The 21,247-nt window shown below is 39.3% G+C and carries 26 protein-coding genes; 7 read left to right on the top strand and 19 right to left on the bottom strand.

From position 1 onward, the window contains the following. Nucleotides 1–149: 149 nt before the first annotated feature. Nucleotides 150–398 carry a hypothetical protein gene (locus RCG21_RS12620; RefSeq protein WP_026575096.1) on the top strand — a complete coding sequence of 83 codons (249 nt, stop codon included), beginning with the start codon at nucleotides 150–152 and terminating at the stop codon, nucleotides 396–398. Nucleotides 399–419: 21 nt separating this feature from the next. Here RCG21_RS12620 and RCG21_RS12615 read toward each other — a convergent pair whose 3' ends face one another. Continuing rightward, nucleotides 420–698 (bottom strand): hypothetical protein, encoded by a 279-nt coding sequence (locus RCG21_RS12615; protein ID WP_133333697.1) that lies wholly within the window; start codon nucleotides 696–698, stop codon nucleotides 420–422. Nucleotides 699–701: 3 nt separating this feature from the next. Further along, a complete protein-coding gene (locus tag RCG21_RS12610) occupies nucleotides 702–899 on the bottom strand; it encodes a hypothetical protein (protein ID WP_133333698.1) in 198 nt (65 codons plus the stop codon). A 144-nt stretch (nucleotides 900–1,043) separates the two neighbouring features. On the opposite strand from RCG21_RS12610, the gene RCG21_RS12605 reads away from it, so the two are divergent. Further along, complete coding sequence (locus RCG21_RS12605) at nucleotides 1,044–1,550, top strand: hypothetical protein (RefSeq protein ID WP_308913222.1); 507 nt, start codon at nucleotides 1,044–1,046, stop codon at nucleotides 1,548–1,550. A 218-nt stretch (nucleotides 1,551–1,768) separates the two neighbouring features. Here the strand turns inward: RCG21_RS12605 and RCG21_RS12600 are convergent, their stop codons facing one another. Beyond that, nucleotides 1,769–1,960: a hypothetical protein gene (locus RCG21_RS12600; protein ID WP_308913221.1), complete on the bottom strand. Its 192-nt coding sequence runs from the start codon at nucleotides 1,958–1,960 to the stop codon at nucleotides 1,769–1,771. Nucleotides 1,961–2,018: 58 nt separating this feature from the next. Beyond that, on the bottom strand, nucleotides 2,019–2,846 hold the full coding sequence (locus RCG21_RS12595; protein ID WP_133333701.1) for a uroporphyrinogen-III synthase: 828 nt from the start codon (nucleotides 2,844–2,846) through the stop codon (nucleotides 2,019–2,021). A 165-nt stretch (nucleotides 2,847–3,011) separates the two neighbouring features. Between RCG21_RS12595 and RCG21_RS12590 the strand changes: the two genes are divergently transcribed. From RCG21_RS12590 to RCG21_RS12580, 3 genes are read left to right on the top strand one after another with little or no spacing between them, the layout of a single operon-like run. Beyond that, nucleotides 3,012–4,076, top strand: a complete 1,065-nt coding sequence (locus RCG21_RS12590) for a BMP family lipoprotein (RefSeq protein ID WP_133333702.1) — start codon at nucleotides 3,012–3,014, stop codon at nucleotides 4,074–4,076. 41 nt (nucleotides 4,077–4,117) lie between these two features. Beyond that, on the top strand, nucleotides 4,118–5,215 hold the full coding sequence (locus RCG21_RS12585) for a PfkB family carbohydrate kinase (RefSeq protein ID WP_308914259.1): 1,098 nt from the start codon (nucleotides 4,118–4,120) through the stop codon (nucleotides 5,213–5,215). Next, nucleotides 5,212–6,126, top strand: coding sequence for a pseudouridine-5'-phosphate glycosidase (locus tag RCG21_RS12580; RefSeq protein ID WP_133333703.1), 915 nt, complete (start codon nucleotides 5,212–5,214; stop codon nucleotides 6,124–6,126). The genes RCG21_RS12585 and RCG21_RS12580 overlap by 4 nt, the downstream gene beginning before the upstream one ends. A gap of 287 nt (nucleotides 6,127–6,413) precedes the next feature. Here the strand turns inward: RCG21_RS12580 and RCG21_RS12575 are convergent, their stop codons facing one another. The 15 genes from RCG21_RS12575 to paaK all read right to left on the bottom strand — a co-directional run bounded on the left by RCG21_RS12575 (nucleotide 6,414) and on the right by paaK (nucleotide 19,435). Beyond that, a complete protein-coding gene (locus RCG21_RS12575) occupies nucleotides 6,414–6,836 on the bottom strand; it encodes a PaaI family thioesterase (protein ID WP_208025331.1) in 423 nt (140 codons plus the stop codon). A 23-nt stretch (nucleotides 6,837–6,859) separates the two neighbouring features. After that, entirely contained in the window at nucleotides 6,860–7,813 is a 954-nt protein-coding gene (locus tag RCG21_RS12570; protein ID WP_133333704.1) for an NAD(P)H-dependent flavin oxidoreductase, read from the bottom strand. Nucleotides 7,814–7,904: 91 nt separating this feature from the next. Beyond that, a complete protein-coding gene (paaX, locus tag RCG21_RS12565; protein ID WP_133333705.1) occupies nucleotides 7,905–8,786 on the bottom strand; it encodes a phenylacetic acid degradation operon negative regulatory protein PaaX in 882 nt (293 codons plus the stop codon). A gap of 80 nt (nucleotides 8,787–8,866) precedes the next feature. Beyond that, on the bottom strand, nucleotides 8,867–9,643 hold the full coding sequence (locus RCG21_RS12560; protein WP_133333706.1) for an enoyl-CoA hydratase-related protein: 777 nt from the start codon (nucleotides 9,641–9,643) through the stop codon (nucleotides 8,867–8,869). A gap of 68 nt (nucleotides 9,644–9,711) precedes the next feature. After that, the gene (locus tag RCG21_RS12555; protein WP_133333707.1) at nucleotides 9,712–10,917 is read right to left on the bottom strand and encodes a thiolase family protein; all 1,206 of its coding nucleotides are present in this window, start codon (nucleotides 10,915–10,917) and stop codon (nucleotides 9,712–9,714) included. Continuing rightward, nucleotides 10,914–11,786: a 3-hydroxyacyl-CoA dehydrogenase gene (locus tag RCG21_RS12550; RefSeq protein WP_308913220.1), complete on the bottom strand. Its 873-nt coding sequence runs from the start codon at nucleotides 11,784–11,786 to the stop codon at nucleotides 10,914–10,916. Before RCG21_RS12550 ends, RCG21_RS12555 begins: the two co-directional genes overlap by 4 nt. A 68-nt stretch (nucleotides 11,787–11,854) precedes the next feature. Further along, nucleotides 11,855–13,363, bottom strand: coding sequence for an aldehyde dehydrogenase family protein (locus RCG21_RS12545; protein ID WP_133333709.1), 1,509 nt, complete (start codon nucleotides 13,361–13,363; stop codon nucleotides 11,855–11,857). Nucleotides 13,364–13,378: 15 nt separating this feature from the next. Beyond that, nucleotides 13,379–14,152, bottom strand: coding sequence for an enoyl-CoA hydratase-related protein (locus RCG21_RS12540; RefSeq protein ID WP_308913219.1), 774 nt, complete (start codon nucleotides 14,150–14,152; stop codon nucleotides 13,379–13,381). A gap of 4 nt (nucleotides 14,153–14,156) precedes the next feature. After that, entirely contained in the window at nucleotides 14,157–14,933 is a 777-nt protein-coding gene (locus RCG21_RS12535) for an enoyl-CoA hydratase/isomerase family protein (protein WP_133333711.1), read from the bottom strand. Continuing rightward, on the bottom strand, nucleotides 14,933–15,235 hold the full coding sequence (locus RCG21_RS12530; RefSeq protein ID WP_133333712.1) for an EthD family reductase: 303 nt from the start codon (nucleotides 15,233–15,235) through the stop codon (nucleotides 14,933–14,935). The genes RCG21_RS12535 and RCG21_RS12530 overlap by 1 nt, the downstream gene beginning before the upstream one ends. A 27-nt stretch (nucleotides 15,236–15,262) precedes the next feature. Further along, nucleotides 15,263–15,763: a 1,2-phenylacetyl-CoA epoxidase subunit PaaD gene (gene paaD, locus RCG21_RS12525; protein WP_133333713.1), complete on the bottom strand. Its 501-nt coding sequence runs from the start codon at nucleotides 15,761–15,763 to the stop codon at nucleotides 15,263–15,265. Between the two features lie 26 nt (nucleotides 15,764–15,789). After that, the gene (gene paaC, locus RCG21_RS12520) at nucleotides 15,790–16,602 is read right to left on the bottom strand and encodes a 1,2-phenylacetyl-CoA epoxidase subunit PaaC (RefSeq protein WP_235824748.1); all 813 of its coding nucleotides are present in this window, start codon (nucleotides 16,600–16,602) and stop codon (nucleotides 15,790–15,792) included. Continuing rightward, nucleotides 16,571–16,948: a 1,2-phenylacetyl-CoA epoxidase subunit PaaB gene (gene paaB, locus RCG21_RS12515; protein WP_308913218.1), complete on the bottom strand. Its 378-nt coding sequence runs from the start codon at nucleotides 16,946–16,948 to the stop codon at nucleotides 16,571–16,573. Before paaB ends, paaC begins: the two co-directional genes overlap by 32 nt. Nucleotides 16,949–16,966: 18 nt before the next feature. Next, complete coding sequence (paaA, locus tag RCG21_RS12510; RefSeq protein WP_372512640.1) at nucleotides 16,967–17,923, bottom strand: 1,2-phenylacetyl-CoA epoxidase subunit PaaA; 957 nt, start codon at nucleotides 17,921–17,923, stop codon at nucleotides 16,967–16,969. Between the two features lie 183 nt (nucleotides 17,924–18,106). Beyond that, nucleotides 18,107–19,435 carry a phenylacetate--CoA ligase PaaK gene (gene paaK / locus RCG21_RS12505; protein ID WP_133333717.1) on the bottom strand — a complete coding sequence of 443 codons (1,329 nt, stop codon included), beginning with the start codon at nucleotides 19,433–19,435 and terminating at the stop codon, nucleotides 18,107–18,109. Nucleotides 19,436–19,773: 338 nt separating this feature from the next. On the opposite strand from paaK, the gene RCG21_RS12500 reads away from it, so the two are divergent. Both RCG21_RS12500 and RCG21_RS12495 read left to right on the top strand, forming a co-directional pair. Beyond that, the gene (locus RCG21_RS12500) at nucleotides 19,774–20,223 is read left to right on the top strand and encodes a PaaI family thioesterase (RefSeq protein ID WP_133333718.1); all 450 of its coding nucleotides are present in this window, start codon (nucleotides 19,774–19,776) and stop codon (nucleotides 20,221–20,223) included. 679 nt (nucleotides 20,224–20,902) lie between these two features. Further along, the gene (locus RCG21_RS12495) at nucleotides 20,903–21,211 is read left to right on the top strand and encodes a hypothetical protein (protein ID WP_208025332.1); all 309 of its coding nucleotides are present in this window, start codon (nucleotides 20,903–20,905) and stop codon (nucleotides 21,209–21,211) included. The last annotated feature ends 36 nt before the right edge of the window (nucleotides 21,212–21,247 follow it).

The raw sequence follows: 21,247 nt of genomic DNA, 5'->3' as shown, positions 1-21,247 counted from the left end.
TTGGGGAGTTTTCCTTTTTGAAAAGTTATTTATCCTTATTGATGTTTCGTAGATTTTGTTTTTCATGAACACAATTTCGTTATTTACTGAACATAAAAAGGGATAAATCATATAATAAATAATAGTACCGAGGAATGGAGGAAATTTGAATGCCTTCAGTCATTAATTTAGGAGTATTAAATGTTAACACTCCCCAACAAAACGCCAATGTATCAATCGGCGAATCCATTATTACAGGGATGGATTCCAACAGAAAATTTAATCAAGGTTTTGGTAGTACCTTTGGCTTTTTTAATGTCCTTACACTAAATGTCGCGAATAATTTGGATAACTTGGATGGAATTGATGGAGTAATCTTTGACCAAGATATAAAACCAAATTTTGGTGCAAATATATAAATTTCAAAAGAAAAAAACCTTTCATGAAAGGTTTTTTTCCGCTTTATCAGTTGGAGCTTTATCCATTTTATCACTAGGCTTCTTTTTATTCTGATCCTCCTGCATAGTAGTTAACGAAGCTCTTGAATGAGATAAATTATTTCGGTCCCCGTGGATGTTTCCTAACCCCTGGCTATGTTTTTTATTGCTTTTAAAATCGTCGATAAAATTATTTCCGATACTAAAACATGACGCCTCACCAATACTCCCGATTTTGATGGTTCCGATATGAACTGATGGAGATAAAAAAGAGGAGCCCATCGTTTAATCAGCCTCCCCCTTCTCTTTGTTGTTTACCCATAAATTGTCCATCATTAAATTTTCTTTACCTGACAACGTTCCAATTACTTCAGTAACAGTCTGATCGCTTCGAAATTTTTTAATCATATTCTTTTCCCCTAAAAATACACCAGCAGAATTTTTCATACTTGCTATAGTTACATGGTCAAAACGAATATTCATCCGCTAATCCCCTTTTTCCATTTTTATCAGCATATTCCGTTACTGATGAGATGACACAAACCACCATTAAAAAAGTGGGCATTTATCACATTATTTACATCCAGGTCATACTGTAAAGCAGAAATGAAAAAATGTGGTGAGAAAATGTTAAAATCTTCACAATTTCAATTTACAGGGAATATTAATGTCCAAACCATGGAGAGGCAGGCAGGAATCTTTATCGCTGAAAAAAATACGGCGGTTGGCTGGAATGCGCACGGGAAGGAAAATAAAGTTTTTGGTGATGTTAGCGGGGAATGTAATATTCTCTTGCATAATATCTCTATTTTGAATGACCCGGATTTTATTGATACGCCGATCGATGACCGGGATATCAATTTTTCATTTGAGACTCCTGGTAATGAAAACGAATCGAATATTAGCCTTGATTCTGTTAATGTGACAACGATGCTCAATAATTCCTCCCTGCTCGTCGGGAAAGGTCAGATAAATGGAATAGATGCTAATCAAAAACAAAATGTCTCACACGGTAATACTTATGGAAATATGAATCATATTACTAAAAATTTAAGTATCAATAATGACCCGGATATGATTGATGCAATAATAGATGATCAAGATATCAAAATCGCCAATATCAATTGGGATTAATCAGAATTTATTTTGAAAACGATACCCTTTTGGAGTTTTCATTATTTTTTGTTCATCATCGGAAGCAGTTTCTACCATTGCTTCCTTTTCGTTTTCTTTCTCTATTTTTTGAATTATGGATTTGGCTAATTCTTCTGTCCCACTAATATTATTACCAATTAATAATTTTCCGCTTAATTCGTCAATTTCAATATTCTCAAGCTGAAAATTAATGTTCTCTAGATGATCAATTTGTACATGTTCAAGGTGGATATTTCCACCTTGTTTTTCTTTTTCTCTTCTTTGACTTTCTCCTGTTGTTGTTTTTCAAGGAGCTCAATAATTCGATCCAGTTTCATAAGAATATGGGGTAAATGGAGGGATGGCTGCTTTTCTTTCGGTTTTTTTTTAAAAGAAAAAAATTTAAACATCAACTCCCCCCTTGTTGATAAACCCTTTGTTAAAACTTATGCAAAAGATAAAGGATTATTAGTAGTTGTTACTAATGTTCACGGTACGATAATAACGTGACAACTCTACCACCATCGCCCCCATTCTTTCATTTTCAGGAGTAATTACTCGGTCTATCCCTTCTTCCCTTAAAGCCTCTTGAGTGACCTTTCCAACAGCAACAGCATGAGTATTAAACTCGAAGGCCTTCAAGATTCCATCAACGCTTCCCATTCTTTTTGCAAAATCAAAGAGAGAACGGACTTGATTTGCGGTTGTAAAACATACGGCATCTAGCTTATCTGTTAACAACTCATCACAGATTGTTGTAATGGTTTCTGCCTCGGGGGCAATATGTTTATAGGGTAGAAGTTTAGTGACAATAGCTCCCCTATCCTCCAGAAACTTGGTTAGTTTCGGAGCTTGTTCACCATGGAGCTGAACCATCACTCTTTTATTGAAGAAATCAAATCCTTCTAGTGATTGAATTAATCCCCGAGTTGTCCCATCCTGATCTACGGCTAAAGGGTTAACCCCAAGCTCTTTTAATGCTGATAAGGTTTTATAACCTCTAGAAGCCGCTTTGGCCAGACGAATAACCTGTAAAAACTCGTTTTCAACATCCAATTTTTTAGCCAATTCATATAGAGTGTTTGTGCCCATACCTGTTGTAAAAATCACCCAATCTGCTCCGTCACGAACAAACCTTTTTAAATCCGGCTCCACTTCCTTTTCCGATAAAAGAACCGTTCCTTGTAATGACCGTACAAGCGGGATACCGCCTTGTTTTTTAATAAGCATGCTGATTTCTTCTGTTTTCCTTGATCCAGTAATGGCAATACGCTTTCCCATTAAATCTTTTTCCATCTATGTATCCTCTTTTCAAGTATGTATTTAATGAAATTATATCTAGAAAGTATGCTGTTGACCAAACAATAAATCCGAAGTATAATACAAACATAAGTTTAATTTACAAACAAAAGTTTAAAAAGATTATCTGCTAATCTTATTACATCTTAGGGGGAGCATATTTTGAAAAAGCGTAAAATCGGAATGGCCTTATCGCTTGTACTCGCAGCTGGTACACTATTAGGAGCCTGTGGAAAAAGCAATGAGACCGAAACTGCGAAAGGAAAAACCTTCTCAGTAGCAATGGTTACGGATATCGGTGGTGTCGATGATAAATCCTTTAACCAGTCTTCTTGGGAAGGGCTTAAAAACTTCGGTAAAAAAAATGGTCTGACAAAAGGTAAAGGCGGCTATGATTACCTTCAATCCCAATCAGATGCAGATTATACTACAAACCTAAATACACTTGTTCGTCAAGGGTTTGATCTGGTATATGGGATTGGTTTCTTAATGCCAAATGCGGTAGAAGCAATTGCAAAGCAGCAAAAAAATACTGAATTTGCCATCGTTGATGCTGAGGTTAAACAACCCAACGTTGCTAGTATTCTTTTTAAAGAGCAAGAGGCAGGATTCCTTGCAGGTATAGCGGCTGCTCTTTCAACAAAATCTAACCATATTGGATTTATTGGCGGGATGAAAATCCCTGTGACCGAACGATTCGAATCTGGTTACTTAGCTGGAGTAAAGGCTGCAAATCCTACAGTGAAAGTCGATGTTCAATATGCAGGTGCTTTTGACAAAGCTGAGGTTGGACAAGCCATCGCTGCTAAAATGTATTCAACAGGCGCGGATGTAATTTTTCACGCTGCAGGAGCCACAGGTGTTGGTGTATTCAAAGAAGCCAATGATTTAAAGAAAAAAGACCCCAACAAACAAATTTGGGTAATTGGGGTTGACCGTGACCAAGCCGATATGGGACCGGATGTCGTTCTTACATCCGCTCTTAAGCGCGTTGATGTAGCAGTCCAAGACCTTTCTCAGAAAGCCAAGGATGGAAATTTCCCTGGCGGAAAGGTTACGTTATACGGTTTAACTGAAGATGGTGTCGGCTTAGCACCAATCAATGAAAAAGCTGCTAACAAAACAAATATTGATGCAGCTGTAAAAGAATGGGTAAAAAAAATAAAAGACGGTAAAGTAAAAGTTCCTGAAAATCAGAAAGAATTAAAAACCTTTAATCCAAAATAATCGTACTGTTTAGGAACGAGGTGAGTTTTGTGCCTGAAAAAATGAATGAGAAAGAACAATTAATTTTAGATTTAATCCGAAAGAACCCATACGTTTCCCAGCTAGAACTTGCGGAAATATTAGGATTATCCAGACCCTCTGTTGCGAATATGATTTCCGGTTTAACTAAAAAAGGAAAAATTATAGGAAGAGCCTATATTTTAAGTGAATCACAGCATGTAATTTGTATCGGTGGAGCGAATATGGACCGTAAATTCCATATGAAAGAGAAAGCCCAATTAGGTACATCTAATCCGATTTACGCCACTCATAATGCAGGTGGTGTAGCTAGAAATATAGCAGAAAACCTAGGTCGGATTGGTATGGAAGTGGACCTTATCTCAACAAGCGGTGCTGACAAAGACTGGTCTTTTATTGAGGAAGCATCGTCTTTATACATGAATTTGGAAACGGTCACCCAATATCCAGAAAAATCTACTGGTTCATACACGGCTGTTCTAGACTCTAACGGAGAATTAATTATTGCTTTGGCAGATATGGAAGTGTACGAAGCAATCACACCTGAATTACTTCTTAAAAACGATGTTTATTTAAGCCAAGCAAAATGTATAGTGGCGGATTTAAACTGTCCTAAGGAAACCATTCAATTTTTGTGTGATTTCGCAAAAAGTCATGAAATTCCGATTGTTTTAATACCTGTTTCATCTCCAAAGATGAATCGATTACCAGAAGATTTAGAAGGTGTATCATGGTTAATTACAAACTGTGATGAAACGGAAACTTACTTTCATACTGAAATCAAGACTGAAGCGGACTGGAAAAAAGCATTAGAAAATTGGTTATCACTCGGAATATCCAATGTGATTATTACGAACGGTAAAGAAGGTTCAATGATCGGTAATAAAGAAGAAGGAATTTTCCATGTCCCTTCAATTGAAATAAAGGAAATCATCGATGTAACAGGAGCAGGAGACGCCTTCTCTTCTGCTGTTATTTACACCTGGTTAGAGGGGAAATCATTACCCGAGATTGCTAAAGCCGGAAATGTGAATGCTGCAAAAACGCTTCAAACCCCGTATACCGTCCGTCAGGATTTATCAGCTGAAAAACTACTAAAAGATATGGAGGAATCACCATGAAACAATATATTGAATTATCTGAAGAAGTACGTGCCGCAAAGGAACAAGGAAAACCAATCGTAGCATTAGAATCAACTATTATCTCACATGGTATGCCCTATCCGCAAAATGTCCAAACAGCGCGTGAAGTGGAACAAATTGTCCGTGATAATGGGGCCGTTCCGGCAACAATTGCAATTGTGGATGGAAAAATTAAAATCGGACTATCCGATGAAGAGTTAGAAATGTTCGGTAAAAGCTCAGATGTAGCAAAAGCATCAAGACGTGATTTAGCGTATTTAATTGCAACAAAAAAACTAGGAGCTACAACCGTCGCTGCTACTATGATTTGCGCTGAGGCTGCGGGAATTAATATCTTTGTTACCGGCGGTATTGGCGGTGTTCACCGTGGTGCCGAAACGACAATGGATATCTCGGCAGACCTGGAAGAACTTGGACAAACAAACGTTGCCGTTATTTGCGCCGGTGCAAAGTCGATTCTAGATTTAGGCCTGACAATGGAATATCTTGAAACAAAAGGCGTTCCGGTAATTGGATATCAAACGGATGTACTTCCTGCCTTTTATACCCGCACTAGTGAATTTGCTCTAAACTTACGTGCTGATGAAGTGGAAACTATTGCCTCCACATTAAAAGTAAAATGGGATTTGAATCTTAAAGGCGGAGCTGTTATTGCCAACCCAATTCCTGAAGAATATGCCATGGATGAAAAAAAGATTAATAGCGTAATCGAAACAGCTTTAAAAGAAGCTGATGAAAAACATATTTCCGGTAAAGATGTAACACCTTTCATGCTTGGAAAAGTAAAAGAATTAACCGAAGGAAAAAGTTTAGATGCAAACATTGCTCTTGTGAAAAACAATGCAGTTGTTGGAGCTAAAATAGCAGTAAGTTTTAATGGAATGAAATAAGCTCTTTTAAAGGCTTCAGCTTGCAGGCAAATTCTAGATCCTAGATAAGTCTGCAAGCTTTTTATTTTTTTGTTATTCGTCGGGTGATTTCATAGAGGTTAGAGTAGTTTTATATTTCTTTCAAAAAATAACAAGAAGATTTGAAGAACAAGTTAATCATTTTCTTTCTATCCTTCAGCCGCTCTATTGAAGGCAATTTTCCTCTTTTTTACATGACTTTGTCCTTCCAGCACCCTTTGAAGGACACTTCCACTCTTGATCAACAAAAATTTGTCCTTCAAATAACCTCACTCACCAATAATCATCACCGAAGAAACAACACTTGCTGCCTTTTTCTCATTTTGAAATAAATCGGACACGACGTAGGCAACTTTCCTTCCCAATCTTTCCACCCTTGCCTCAACCATGACCTCTCCCTTTAAAATGGGTCTATGAAAGGTCGTATGCAGGTCAATAGAAGTAAAGCTTTGTTCACCCTTCAACTTAGATGCAACTGCATAGGCCATCATAATGTCTGCCGCTGATGAAACAAAGCCGCCCATTGCCACACCGAGTCCGTTCATAAACTGCTCATTGACTTTCCAAATGCCCTGTGCGACCCCATCCTCCGCCGATGTCACTTCAATTTGCAAAGTCAAATCACATGGAGGTGGTGCAGCGCCATCTGTTACAACCTTCAAAAGATCAAATTCCTTGTTTATTTTCCCCATCCCCAAACTCCTCTCAAGAACTTTTACATAGTAAAAAGACGCAGGCGCTCCTCCATAACTGCACGTGCCTCACTCATCATTCCATCTAATAATTCCTGTACAGTTGGAACATCTTCAATAAGCCCAGCAATTTGTCCACTGTTCATGAAGCCATTTTCACCGTCACCACGCAGGGCACCTTTCAGATGGAAATCCTCCGATGTCATCTGACGGTATTGTTCTTCTGATAAACCGTGACGTTCCAAATCAATAATTTGTTTTGCATAGCCTGATTTTAGTACTCTCCTGACCTGGCCAACCGAACGGCCCAAAATCACCGTTTCCTGATCGCTAGCCTCAATCAATCGATTTTTATATGTAGAATGGAAAGGTGCTTCCATTGTTGCAATTAAGCGTGTCCCCATCTGTACTCCTGACGCCCCGAGCATTAATGCAGCAGCTAAACCATGTCCATCGCCTATCCCCCCTGCAGCTAAGACAGGGACAGAAACATGTTTGCAAATTTGCGGGATCAGCGTAAAAGTGGTCAATTCTAGATTGGAATTAATTCCGGCTGCTTCAAATCCTTCCGCAACCAAAACATCGGCACCAGCCTCTTCTGCCTTTTGTGCATGTTTAACAGCCGCAACAATAACAATCACCTTTATGTTATATTCGTGCAATTGTCCAATATAAGGTGCAGGATTGCCGGCAGACAATGAAACAACAGGTATCTTGTGTTTAATGACAAGTTGAATCATTTCATCAGTATAGGGACTAACATTGATAGGTATATTGATTGCAAAAGGCTGATCTGTCAGATCCTTCGTTTCCAGAATAATCGATTCAACCTGCGCAGGGGTCATCGTTCCGCATCCAATCGTCCCAAGCCCTCCAGCATTCGATACAGCTGCTGTCAGTTGAGCATTACTGATATTACCCATTCCTCCTTGGATAATTGGATATTTTATCGATAGCAATTCATTTACTGATTTCACACAAATTCTCCTCTCATTAAAAAGAAATTGCACGGTTCCATTTACAACAAAGCAGCTCTTCAAAAAAATGGTTGAAAAGCTGCTTTGTTTGTCACTGAATCATATACGGATGGTGTTTAGCATCATAGGAGTCGTCTTTTTTACATAAATCATTATTTTCCTTAAAAATGCTTTCAAAAAAACGACTGGCCGGTTCCGCAAGAAGTTGATAATATTGGTTAAATAATGTGGCTGCAAGGTTTCCATTCCAATTTTCCGGCAATAGTTCTTTTGGAAGTCCGGGATCGATAAACAAAAATTTGCGATATTCATGGACAAGCTTAGTCCGTTCAACAAAACATTGGGCATCGGTCATTTCACCGCGACTAATAATCTCTTGATTGGCAAAAAATTGCTTGCTGTACGTGATAATAAATTCTTCATATTTCTCAACCACATCTTCTAACGGCCAGCTTTTTTCAACTAGAGTTTTATTATCTCTTGGACCGATATATTCAGAGACGAAAAAGTCTACATATTCGCTGATATCATATTTTTCAATAAGGAGTTTCACTTCTTTTTCCAAGTTATTCGGAGAAATCCAGCAGGCATTTGAAAAGCTGCCAAAGCCGCTCCATAATAATTCTTGACGAAGTTCATCCCGAATCTGTCTCTTCTCTTCGGGAATGGTATACATAAGAACACGCCATTTTCCATCCCATTCACTTGGATTCAGCTTGAAAATACGATTTCCTGCTTCTTCAATTCGGTCTATACCCTGTTTTGTTAGAAAATAATAGCTGCGATTCTCGACCTTTTCAGATTGGATCCACCCTTGTTTCAACATACGGGAAACGGCTACCCGAACGGCCTGCTCATTATGACCGAATTCCTTTAGTAGTCCAATTAGACTGCCAATCCAAATTTTATTCCCATAGTGATGAATATAATCACCGTATATTGTAAAAATCATGGAGCGTGTATTTTCACCCATTCATTTCACCCCCCCATTCTTTTTATCACATAATTTATACGAGCGTTATAATTTTTATATATTTTACTCAAAAAAGCAAGCTATTTCCCTGAAAAACGAGGGGCTCTTTTTTCACTAAATGCATTTAAGGCTTCTACGCGATCTTCCGTCGGTATCGTTAGTTCGTATGCTTTTGCTTCAATTTCAAGCCCTGTTTGTAAATCGGTGTTAAGCCCTCTTGTAATCGCATATTTTGCCTGTCTGATGGCAACTGGCCCATTTTTCATTATTTTTGCAGCAAATTCCTCACAAGCAGACATTAATTCGTTACGAGACACTACCTCTAGGACTATACCCAATTCTAGTGCTTCTTGGGCAGACAATTTCTTTGCCGTGAAAATTAATTCCTTTGCCTTTGTTTCGCCAACTAATCGCGGCAATCGCTGTGTTCCGCCTGCTCCTGGAATAATTGCCCAGCTTGTTTCAGTTAATCCCAAAGAGATTCCTTCTACAGCAATAGCAAAGTCACAGGATAGCAGCCATTCAAATCCACCGCCAAGCGCATAGCCATTAACAGCTGCAATTGTTGGCTGCGGTAGCAATGCAATACTGTTAAACACATCGCGAATGGCTTTTACATTTCTTCTGGTTTCTGTTTCTGTTAATGTTTTTCTTTCCTTCAAATCAGCGCCTGCGCTAAAAGCCTTTTCTCCAGCTCCGGTAAAAATAACGACGTGAACATCGGGATTTAACGAGATTTCATTCACCACTTCTTGAAGCTGGGAAAGTGTAGCATAGTTAAAACAGTTTAAAACGTCAGGTCGATTAACGGTAACATAACCAATATGATTTTCTACTTTATATAAGACATTTTCCATAAAACAATTCCGCTCCTTTATTAAGAAAAAATAGCCCTTATAGTCAGACTATATAAGGGCATTAATAGTTAATTTTCAATATTTTCAATGATTGCGGCAATTCCTTGTCCAACACCAATACACATGGTTGCCAGACCATATTGAACGTTTTGTTTTTTCATTTCATGGACAAGGGTAGTCAAAATACGGGCCCCACTTGCTCCAAGCGGATGGCCAAAAGCAATGGCACCGCCATTAACATTTACTTTATCCGCATCAAGCTCCAATTGTCTCATACATTCGATGGACTGGGAGGCAAAGGCTTCGTTTAATTCAACTAACCCAATCTTATCGATTGATAGATTCGCTCTTGTAAGGGCTTTTCTTGAAGCATAGATAGGTCCTAATCCCATTACAGATGGTTCAAGACCCGCAACTGCTCCCACTACATATTTAGCAAGCGGCTTTAAGCCAAGTTCCTTTGCTTTTTCAGCGCTCATTAACAATACGGCAGAAGCACCATCATTTACACCGGATGCATTTCCCGCAGTGACCGTACCTCCTTCAAAAATAGGCCGAAGTTTTGATAGCTTTTCTAAGGAAGTATCCGGGCGTGGATGCTCGTCCTTTGTTACCACTACCTCGTTCCCTTTCCGATCTTTAAAGGTGACAGGAACAATTTCATTCGCAAACCGTTCGTTTTCCATAGCGACTTTGGCTCGTTGCTGGCTTCGAAGCGCAAATTCATCTTGTTCTTCACGTGTGATCGAACAGCGCTGCGCTACATTTTCAGCTGTTTGAGGCATCGATTCTGCCCCGTACATTTCTTCTAATTTTTTATTTGTGAAGCGCCAGCCAATCGTCGTATCCTGAAGTTCCATGGAACCTCTTGGGTAGTCAACCTCAGGCTTGCCCATGACATAAGGAGCACGTGTCATGCTCTCCGTTCCACCAGCAATATAGATATCTCCTTCACCCACAGCGATTGATCTAGCTGCTAGAATTACAGCATCTAAACCTGAACCGCAAAGACGGTTAATCGTTGTGCCACCTACAGTAATCGGCAGTCCAGCAAGAAGTCCTGACATTCTGGCAACATTTCGATTGTCTTCCCCTGCTTGATTGGCATTTCCAAAAATGACATCTTCGATTTGTTCCGGAGGAAGGTTAGGATTTCTTTCAAGAAGAGCCTTGATGACGATGGCGCCTAAATCATCTGGGCGAACACTTTTTAAAGCACCTTTATATTTTCCAATTGGCGTTCTAACTGCGTCGACAATTACAACTTCTTTCATTTTTTCACCAACTCTTCTTTTTTGGTATAATCATAAACACCTTTACCCGTTTTACGGCCAAGTCTGCCTGCAGCTACATATTGTTCAAGTAATGGTGCTGGACGGTATTTTTCGCCTAATTTTTCATGCAAGTATCTCAAGTTATTTAAACGGGCATCCAATCCAACAAGGTCAACTAATTCAAATGGGCCCATTGGATAGTTCAATCCAAGTTTGATAGCTTTATCAATGTCTTCAGGTGTTCCAAGTCCTTCTTGAAGCATATAAAAAGCTTCATTACCGACAAGACAGCTGATACGGCTAGTGACAAAACCAGGGAATTCATTGATTACAACCGTTTCTTTCCCCATTTGTTCCGCCACTTTTTTAATCGTTTCAGCGGTTTCATCACTCGTTTCAAGACCGCGGACGATTTCTACAAGCGGCATTTTGTGAACCGGATTAAAGAAGTGCATTGCAATCGTTTGATCCGCGCGTTTACCATATGATGCAATTTCTGTTGGACTCATGGTAGAAGTATTGGTAGCAAATAAGCAATGTTCTGGTGCAAATTGCTCCATTGTTTCAAAAACCTGTTTTTTAATTACTGCTTTTTCAGGGACAGCCTCAATAATTAAGTCAGCAATAGAACATGCCTGCGGCAGATCACTCGCATAGGATAGATTCGCTTTCGCGAAATTTTCCTGTTCAGAAGAAATTTTTCCTCTTTCGCGTCCTTTTGCAAAAATGGAATTTAATTCACCTTCGGCACTTTTAAGCGCATTTTCATTCACATCAACCAATGTAACGGAAAATCCACCAAGTGCAGATACATAGGCAATCCCTCTACCCATTACACCAGAACCAACAACAACGATGTTTTTCATCAAAGATCTCTCCTTTGTCTAATTAAAACGTACGAATGAGACGTGGAAGTCTCATTCGTACGTGTGGGATATTAAACACCTAGTGGATTTATTGGACGACTTCCAAAGTAAGAAACAATGCTCTTTGTTTCGGTATAAAGATCGAGTGTTTCAATGCATAACTCACGGCCGAAACCTGATTGCTTATAACCGCCAAATGGTGTACCAGGGAAGGCCGAGAATGGGCAGTTTACCATCACGATTCCTGCTTCAATTTGCTTTGCCACACGAGTTGCGCGCGCGCCATCTTTTGACCAAACTGCTGAACCTAATCCGAATTCTGTGTCGTTTGCAAGTTTAATTGCTTCTTTTTCATCCTTAAACTTCATAACTACTACAACAGGCCCAAAGATTTCTTCCTTTACAACTGTCATGTCGTGATTGACATTTGCAATGACAGTCGGCTCATACCAGAATCCACCTTCATATCCTTCTACAACAGCAGGCTTTCCTCCTGCTAAAATCTCTGCGCCTTCTTCAATTGCGGATTTTACAAAGCCATCGATAACTTCTAATTGTGCTTGATCAATGATTGCACCCATATGAGTGCCTTTATCAAATGGATTCGCAAGTACTAATTTCTTTGTTTTTTCAACAAACTTCGTGATGAATTCATCGTAAATATCTTCATGAACATATAAACGTGAACGTGCTTCACAGGATTGTCCAGAGTTATAGAAGATTCCGAAAAGAGATCCATCAACGGCAGCATCGATATCCGCATCTTCAAATACGAGATTAGGAGATTTACCGCCTAATTCAAGCGTAACACGTTTTAATGTTTCAGAAGCTTTTGCCATAATATCTTTACCGATTGGTGTAGAACCAGTGAAAGCCACTTTATTTACTTTTGGATGTTCTACAAGGTAGTTTCCAACCTCTGAACCTGATCCAGGAACAATGTTGACAACACCAGCTGGTACGCCTGCTTCTAAGCAGATTTCACCTAAAATAATCGCAGTAAGCGGAGTTAAGCTAGCTGGTTTTACAATAACAGAACAACCAACTGCAATCGCCGGAGCGATTTTCCAAGCAGCCATCATCAATGGATAGTTCCAAGGAATGATTTGCGCACATACGCCAACAGGCTCTTTTTCAGTAAAATTATGAAATTGGCCAGGCATATTATTAACGACACCGCGGTGTCCGACAATAGCCCCTGCATAGAATTCAAAATCTTCAATCGCTTGTGATACTTGCCCTTGTGCAGCAGCTAAAGATTTACCAGTGTCCAAAATTTCTAATTCTACCAATTCATTGAACCGGGAGCGCATAATTGCGGCAATCTTATTTAACACTTGTGAACGACGGTTAATTGGATATTTACGCCATTTTCCGTGATCAAATGCTTCGCGTGCTGCTAAAACGGCTCTCTCTGCATCCTCTTGTGATGCTTTTGCTACTTCAGCAACTAATTCACCAGTAGCTGGATTATAAGTTTTAATCGTTTTTCCATTGGAGCTTTCTACCTTTTCGCCGTTTATAATTAAATGATAGTAATCTCTTTTTAAAGAAACCGCTTCAGTTACTTGTGTTGTCATGAGTTGATCCTCCTCTTATTTGCCGATAAAGGTTGGTTTTCTTTTTTCCATAAAGGCCTGAACGCCTTCACGAGCATCTTTTGTTAGACCAGCAATTCTTTGGGCTTGCGCCTCTTCTTCTAAGTAGTCAGTAAAGGATTTTTCACCTGTAGATTTGATTGTGCGTTTGATTAATCCAATTGCTTTTGTTGGTAATGCCGCAATTCGCTCTGCAAATTGGGTGACTTCAGCATCCCAGTTATCAGTAGATACCACTTTAGTCGCCAGTCCCAATGAAAGCGCTTGATCCGCAGGGATTTTTTCACCTAAAATCGAAATTTCCAATGCTTTTGCTTCTCCTACTAATCTAGTAAGGAAGTAACTATTACCTGAATCTGGGATTAAACCAATGTGAATAAAAGCATTTAAGAAGCTTGCGCGTTCTGAAAGAATACGAAAATCACAGGCTAATGCAAGGCTAAAACCTGCACCGGCAGCAATCCCGTTGACAGCCGCTATAATCGGTTTCTCACATTGATAAATTTGCTTTATCATCGGCCCGTATTTCTCCCTTATTACCTGCCCATGATCCATATTTTCATCTACTTCTGACAGGTCTTGACCGGAGCAAAAACCACGTCCTTCACCGGTAATAACGATGCAGCGGACCTCTTCAGCTGTAGAAGCTATTTTAATGGCTTTAGTAATTTCTCTATTCATTTGAGCCACGAATGCATTTAATGTAGTTGGCCGATTTAACGTAATCCAGGCCACACCGTTTTCAACAGCATACAAAATCGTTTCGTACATATGGTTATCTCCCTTTAAATTCCGGCTTCCGCTTTTCAATAAAAGCGTTCATACCTTCTTTTTGATCTTCGGAAGCAAATAATAAATAGAAATTTTTCCGTTCATATTGCATTCCTTCATAAAGAGAATAATCCACCGCTTTATTGACTGCATCTTTAATATAACGAATTGAAAGCGGCGCTTGGTTTGCAATAAATCTTGCTGTTTTCATCGTTTCTTCCATTAATAATTCAGGATAGACAACTCGATTAATTAATCCGTGCTGAAAGGCACTTTCTGTTGAAATTCGAGTGCCGTTCCATAACCATTCCAACGCTTTCGTTCTGCCGACAATTTTTGTCAAGCGCTGGGTGCCACCCGCTCCCGGCATAACCCCAAGGTTCACTTCCGGGAATGAAAATTCCGTACCGCTGGCTGCAATTAATAAATCACAGCTCAGTGCCAACTCAAATCCCCCGCCAAAAACAAAGCCTTTTACCGCACCAATGATTGGCTTTTTGATTAAAGATAGACGGTCCCACTCGGCAAATTGATTTAATAGCTCCAATCGAATTGGATCATCCCCTGCCATTTCATCAATATCTGCACCTGCTGAAAACGCCCGTCCTTTCCCCGTGATCACGATAACCTGAACTTTCTCATCCCCGTCGAAAGTTTCCATCGCATCAACAATTTCGTGTACCATTGTTCGATTTAAGGCATTATATTGAGCTGGTCTATTTAGCTCAATAAGCGCTACACCGTCTTGATGTGAAGCTTCAATAAATTTATAAGCTTTCATTAATCGTCTTCTCCGATAACCAAAGTAACTAGCTTACCGGCAAATTTCATTAAGTCTTTTCCAGAAGCTTTACCTTCTTCGGAACGCATGCCCTTTTGTAAATCCTCATGGCTGTCATAACGCATTTCACACATTAAATAATAAGGAGGCTCCCCGCCCATTGGCGTTCCAGTAAATCTTGTTACTTTGATTTCACGCAAGCCAGGAATTTTTTCCGTGATTGGAACATGTACATTATTATAATGTTCATCAAATGCAGCCTTGTCTTCCGGTTGTTTATATAAAGCAATTAATTTAGCCATAATCGATTCTCCTCACATTCTCTTTATCTACATTAAAGTTGATATCGGTTTCATTGCTTCAAATGGGTTTTTACAATTTTTACAGTATAAAATACTTCTGCAAGCTGTCGGCCCAAAGATGTTATCCATGGTCACATAGGTAGAACCGCAAAACGGGCAATCAACATGCCACGATCCATCACTGTCCATTAAACGAGGTGGAGGAGCAATTCCGAATGCTTTAAGTCCATTTCTGCCTTTTTCAGATATCCGATCTGACGTCCATGGCGGGTGGTTGATAAATTCTACCTTAACCTTTTCTACATACTCAATGGCCTTCACGGCATTTTCGATATTTTTTTGAATAATGCTAAGGGCCGGACATCCTAAAAAGGTCGGCAGGATCTTTATCTCAATCACACCGTTTTCGGCCATTACCTCCTCTACCATACCCAAGTCAATAATACTCACTGTATCGATTTCAGGATCTTTAACCTCATTTAATACATCTAATACCTGCTTTTCCAGTGATTTTATAGACATTTGCATGATCACACCTCTTTTCTATGTTTACATTACCATGATGCAGCTGTATCTAAACGATAAACCTCTGAAAGTGTCTCAATCGCTGAAACTAAATCTTCTGTATGTTCTAAATTACGGCCATTTCTTTCTGGGTTTGCCGGAATTTCAGGAAGACTTAACCCAACCGATTGAAGCACTTGCTCCAGTTGTTGTTTCCAGCGGTGAATAAGAACATCGCTTTTTTCAATTAAACCTAGTTCAACAATTTTTTCTCCATCCTTGCCAAGTGAAAAGACATCCCCAAAATCACTCATGACTTGTTCAATTGCGATATTCATTCTTTGCTTTGCTTCGTCTGTTGAACTTAGAAGTTGGACGAACCATGTTTTCCAGTGAAGCAAATGATAGTACAATTCCATATTTACTTTAATGGCAACTTTAGCCAGCGGGTCATAGGAACTATTTTTCACTGAATCAATTTTCACTTTCTTTGCTGTTGTGTAGAAATAATTCCGAACGACTGCGTAAGCCCAATCGTATTTTGGAACTTCCATGTAATAGCCCTCACCATTCGGCCTTTCTACTAAAATACTATTTTTTCTTTCATTAGCAGGTCTTAGGTGGGCGAGTGCATCGGCGTTTCCAATTCCGATTTCTTCTAATAATTGATAGAACATTGCAGCATGCCCCATGCTGTCCTGACTAATTGAGGAGGAGGCAACATCCTCTTCAATATGGGGTGCTAGCCCAAGCCATTCTGATCCTCGATACGAATATAAGAAGTCATCGTCTGCAAGTTGAAATAATAAATTTACAACTGATTCCTTTAATTCAGGAGTGATAGTTACATTTTGTTCTGTCATTTTTTGTTCCCTCCGCCCATGAAAGAATTTCTTTTTCATCGAGCATTTGTTGCTCATAATGCCGCCATTTTTTCTTTAAGTAGCCGTAGCCTTTCGTTGTACGATAATCTTTATTGTCTAATCTTTGTAAGGTAAGCTTTTCTTCCTTTGACATACCACGGATATCTTCACGGTTTACGACCCAAATATCTGCAACCGGGTCGCGTCGCATAAAGTTTTCTTGAGCCATTACCATCGCCATTTCAGCATTTGGAGCTAACAAGCTAAATTGGTGCTGAAAGGGTGAAGAAGGTGTCCGCTTACTGAAGACTTCGAATTCCTGATAAAATGTTTTCTTTTGATCCATTTTTCTCTTCCCCTTTCGTTAATTAATCGCTGCAGCTAAGGCATCGCGTACCCATGCGTTGTTTTCATAAGAAACTCTCCGCAAGTTCAAGCGTGCTTGTGAGCGAGGGCCATTGTTTTTAATAATTTGTTTGAATTTATTCCAATCAGGCTGTTGGTAAACCCAAAGCTGTTGATCTTCATCAAAATGAAGAGTTGGATCCGGAATCGTTAAACCTAATGATAAAATTCGCGGAATGTACTTTGTAAAAAAGCTTTGGCGTAATTCTTCGTTTGTACTTGTGCGGATTCCATATTTGATCGTTACATCCTGTTTACTTGTACCAGTTGTCGTACTACTTGCCGGTCCAAAGAACATCAGAAGCGCTTCCCACCAGTCATTTAATGACTCCTGGATCATTTGTTTTTGTTCCTCTGTTCCTTCTGCAAGCGCCATGATAATCGCTTCCCCATGCTGTGCATGGAATACTTCCTCTGCGCAAATGCGGTGCAATGCTCTTGCATATGGACCGTAAGAAGCACCAAGCATGTTTGTTTGCGTGATAATCGCTGCACCATCAACAAGCCAGCCAATCATTCCAGCGTCAGCCCAAGTGTTTGTTGCCATATGGAAGACATTATGAAATTTTAAATCTCCATTAAACAGATCCTGCATTAAATCGCCGCGATCTTTTCCATAAGGTTTTAATAAGTCCTCTGCCACACGAAGGAGCAGCTGACCATGACCCATTTCATCTTGAACTTTGGCCATAATCCCCAATTTTCTTTTAAGCGATGGTGCTTTTGGCACCCATTCTTTTTCAGGTAACGCACCCATAATCTCACTAATTCCGTGCTGTGAAATTAATTTGATTAATGCAATTCTGTATTCTTCCGGCATCCAGTCATCTGCTTCAATTTTGTCGCCCGCTTCAATTCGAGCAATAAACTTTTCTAATTGTGCTTGTTCGTTTAAATCTTTTTCAAGGACGCTCACATCTATACCGCCTTTCTCTATATAACGTTTATTTAACGTAATTATATTTTATTGTTATATAAAAAGCAAGAAAATTCTACTATTTTTATAGTACATAACTTATCAATTAATCTATGCTTGCAATCCCGTGCGTATAGAGATGCAAGCATAGATTAAACGTTTACAATTTAATTATATGTCAACTTAATTTGTTACAGGTGTTGCCTTCCGTTTATCTACAACTCTTTTCGCTTTCCCATCAGATCGAGGCAGGCTCCCCGGTTTATTAATAATCGTATCCATTGATACTAAGCATGTTGATTTCATTTGATGCTGGATTGTACGTTTTAATGCTTGAACGGCTGCATGTCCTAAATCTTCACCAACTTCTTGATAAAGATGCTTCTCAATTTCCACATGGAGTTCTACACTATCCAAACTTCCCTTTTTAGTCAGGTGAATTTGATAATTCGGGAAAAGCCCTTCAATTTGTAAAAGTACACGTTCAATCTCAGAAGGGAAAACATTTACCCCGCGGACAATCAGCATGTCATCTGTCCGTCCTTTTAACCGGGACATACGCGTATGTGTTCTTCCACATTTACATTTTTCGTGCGTAATCGAAGCAATATCTCCTGTACGATAGCGAATAATAGGAAGCGCTTCCTTCGTTAAGCTGGTAAATACAAGTTCTCCATCTTGACCATCTTCGACAGGCTCTAATGTTTCAGGATTTAATACTTCTACTAAGAAATGATCATCCGCAATATGCAAACCATTTTGCGCTTCATAACATTCAATCGCTACACCAGGACCCATTACTTCACTTAAACCGTAAATATCAATCGCTTTAATATTCAACTTTTTCTCAAGTGTAGCACGCATTTCTTCTGTCCATGGTTCAGCGCCAAAAATGCCATATTCCAAACTGGTATCACGCGGATCCAATCCCATATGTTCCATTTGTTCCACAATATTTAAAATATAAGATGGGGTTCCACAAATTCCTCTAGGCTTAAAATCCTCAATAACAGTTATTTGTCTTTCAGTGTTTCCTCCAGAAATAGGAACTACTGCCACTCCCAACTCTTCCGCTCCATGATGAAGGCCAAGTCCGCCTGTAAAAAGTCCATATCCGTAAGCGTTGTGGAAAATATCGGACTTTTTTCCCCCTGCTGTTACGATAGCACGTGCTACAATCTTAGCCCAATTACTAATATCGTTTTTCGTATAACCAACAACAGTCGGTTTACCGCTTGTCCCCGATGAACCATGGATTCGATTAACTTCTTCCATTGGTACAGCAAACAATCCAAATGGATATTGATCGCGCAAATCTTTTTTCTTCGTAAATGGAAGCAATCTTACATCCTCTAATGATTGAATATCATCTGGTGTAATTCCTAATTCATCAAACTTTTGCTTATAAAATGGTACATTTTCATAAACCCTTTTTACGGTTTGTTTAAGTCGCAGGAATTGTAACGCTTTCATTTCAGAACGACTCATTGTTTCTATTTCCGGATTGTACATACTATAATCCCCCTTACTTTCATCATCATCAAATTTTTGGATAACACAATTTACACGATAATTAAAATTAATGTAACATAGTTATAGATTAATACCATATTCACACCGTGTCAATGATAATAACTGAAAATTTTAATTTTATGTAAAAATATTTATTTCACCCTTTAAATCCGTTAAAAACAGTGATTTTAGCAAAAAAAGCACCCTTTTCACTGAATTTTATACCCATTATGTTCATTTTTAAATTGATACTACTCTATCAAAATGATATATTTCATTTATAACACTCAACGTTCCAAAAACGTTTTATTAACTAATTAAATAAAAGGGAGGATTCTATGAGTACTCATATCGAAGAAAAAGCGATTCACGAAAAACATTATGAACAGATTGTAGACCTAATGAAAAATGAACCTTATGGTCGATTCCTTGGCATGAAATTGACAAAACTCGGACTCGGTACAGCAGAAGCTGAGTTAACTCCGGGCAAAAATATGTTAAACGCGCATGGAACTGTCCATGGTGGGGTAATTTTTTCTCTTGCTGATTATGTATTTGCCGCAGCCAGTAACTCATATGGAAAAACAGCTGTTGGTGTGACAACCAATGTAAATTTCATGTCTGCAGGAAAATTAGGGGAAACACTCACGGCTACTGCTGAGGAAATTAAGAAAAATCATAAACTGGGGTGGTATGCTATTCGTGTTTTTAGTGGCAAGGAGCTAATTGCTACAATGGAAGCAATGGTATATCGTAAAAGTCAGGCTTTTGTTGGAAATGAGGATTAGGGCTTTATTTTGATTTGTTTTTGCTAGCATATGAAGGCCGTTTCTTGGGGGGCCAAGATGGTTTTGTCCTTCATCAATCTTATGAAGGACATTTCTTCGCGGGTCCTCTCTGGTTTTGGCCTTCATCGACCTTATGAAGGACATTTCTTCGCGGGGCCTCACTAGTTTTGGCCTTCATCGGCCTTATGAAGGCCGTTTCTTTGCGGGTCCTCACTAGTTTTGACCTTCATCGGCCTTATGAAGGTTATTTCTTCGCGGGGCCTCACTAGTTTTGGCCTTCATTGACCTTATGAAGGCCGTTTCTTTGCGGGGCCTCACTAGTTTTGACCTTCATCGGCCTTATGAAGGTTATTTCTTCGCGGGTCCTCACTAGTTTTGGCCTTCATTGACCTTATGAAGGCCGTTTCTTTGCGGGGCCTCACTAGTTTTGGCCTTCATTGACCTTATGAAGGCCGTTTCTTTGTGGATCCTCACTAGTTTTGGCCTTCATTGACCTTATGAAGGCCGTTTCTTTGTGGATCCTCTCTGGTTTTGTTCTTCATCCACTCTATGAAGGACATTTTTCCAGTGTTCCCCGCTAGTTTTGGCCTTCAGAAAAATTTTCTCAACCAACTTCAATAAAGGAACTGGGAATTTCCCAGTTCCTTTGCTTTTCCTTAAAATTCATCATGTGAAGTAAATGGTACATGTAACCTGTTTTCTACCACCCGAAGCCGCTGATTCACCCGTTGAAGACGGAATTGAAGCTGATCAATTTCTCGATCCTGCCGGTCATTTTGCCTTTCTAGTTGATTCAATCTGCGTTCCAGCTGCTGCCATTGGGGTAATTGAAGCAACTGCGATAATTGCGGCATTTGTCGTTCAGGCTCATATTGATACTGTTGTACATAAGGATTATAGTTGTACTGAACTTGCGGAATTGAATAATTTCCATAAGGATACATCTGAGCATCGCTCCTTTATAGTTGAATATCCTATTAATATGTAACCAATTTTGATACGAAACGGCGAATACCTAATAAAT

Source organism: Bacillus salipaludis (assembly GCF_030938565.1).
GTDB classification, from domain to species: domain Bacteria; phylum Bacillota; class Bacilli; order Bacillales; family Cytobacillaceae; genus Neobacillus; species Neobacillus salipaludis_A.
This window is presented reverse-complemented; position numbering and strand designations above follow the sequence as displayed.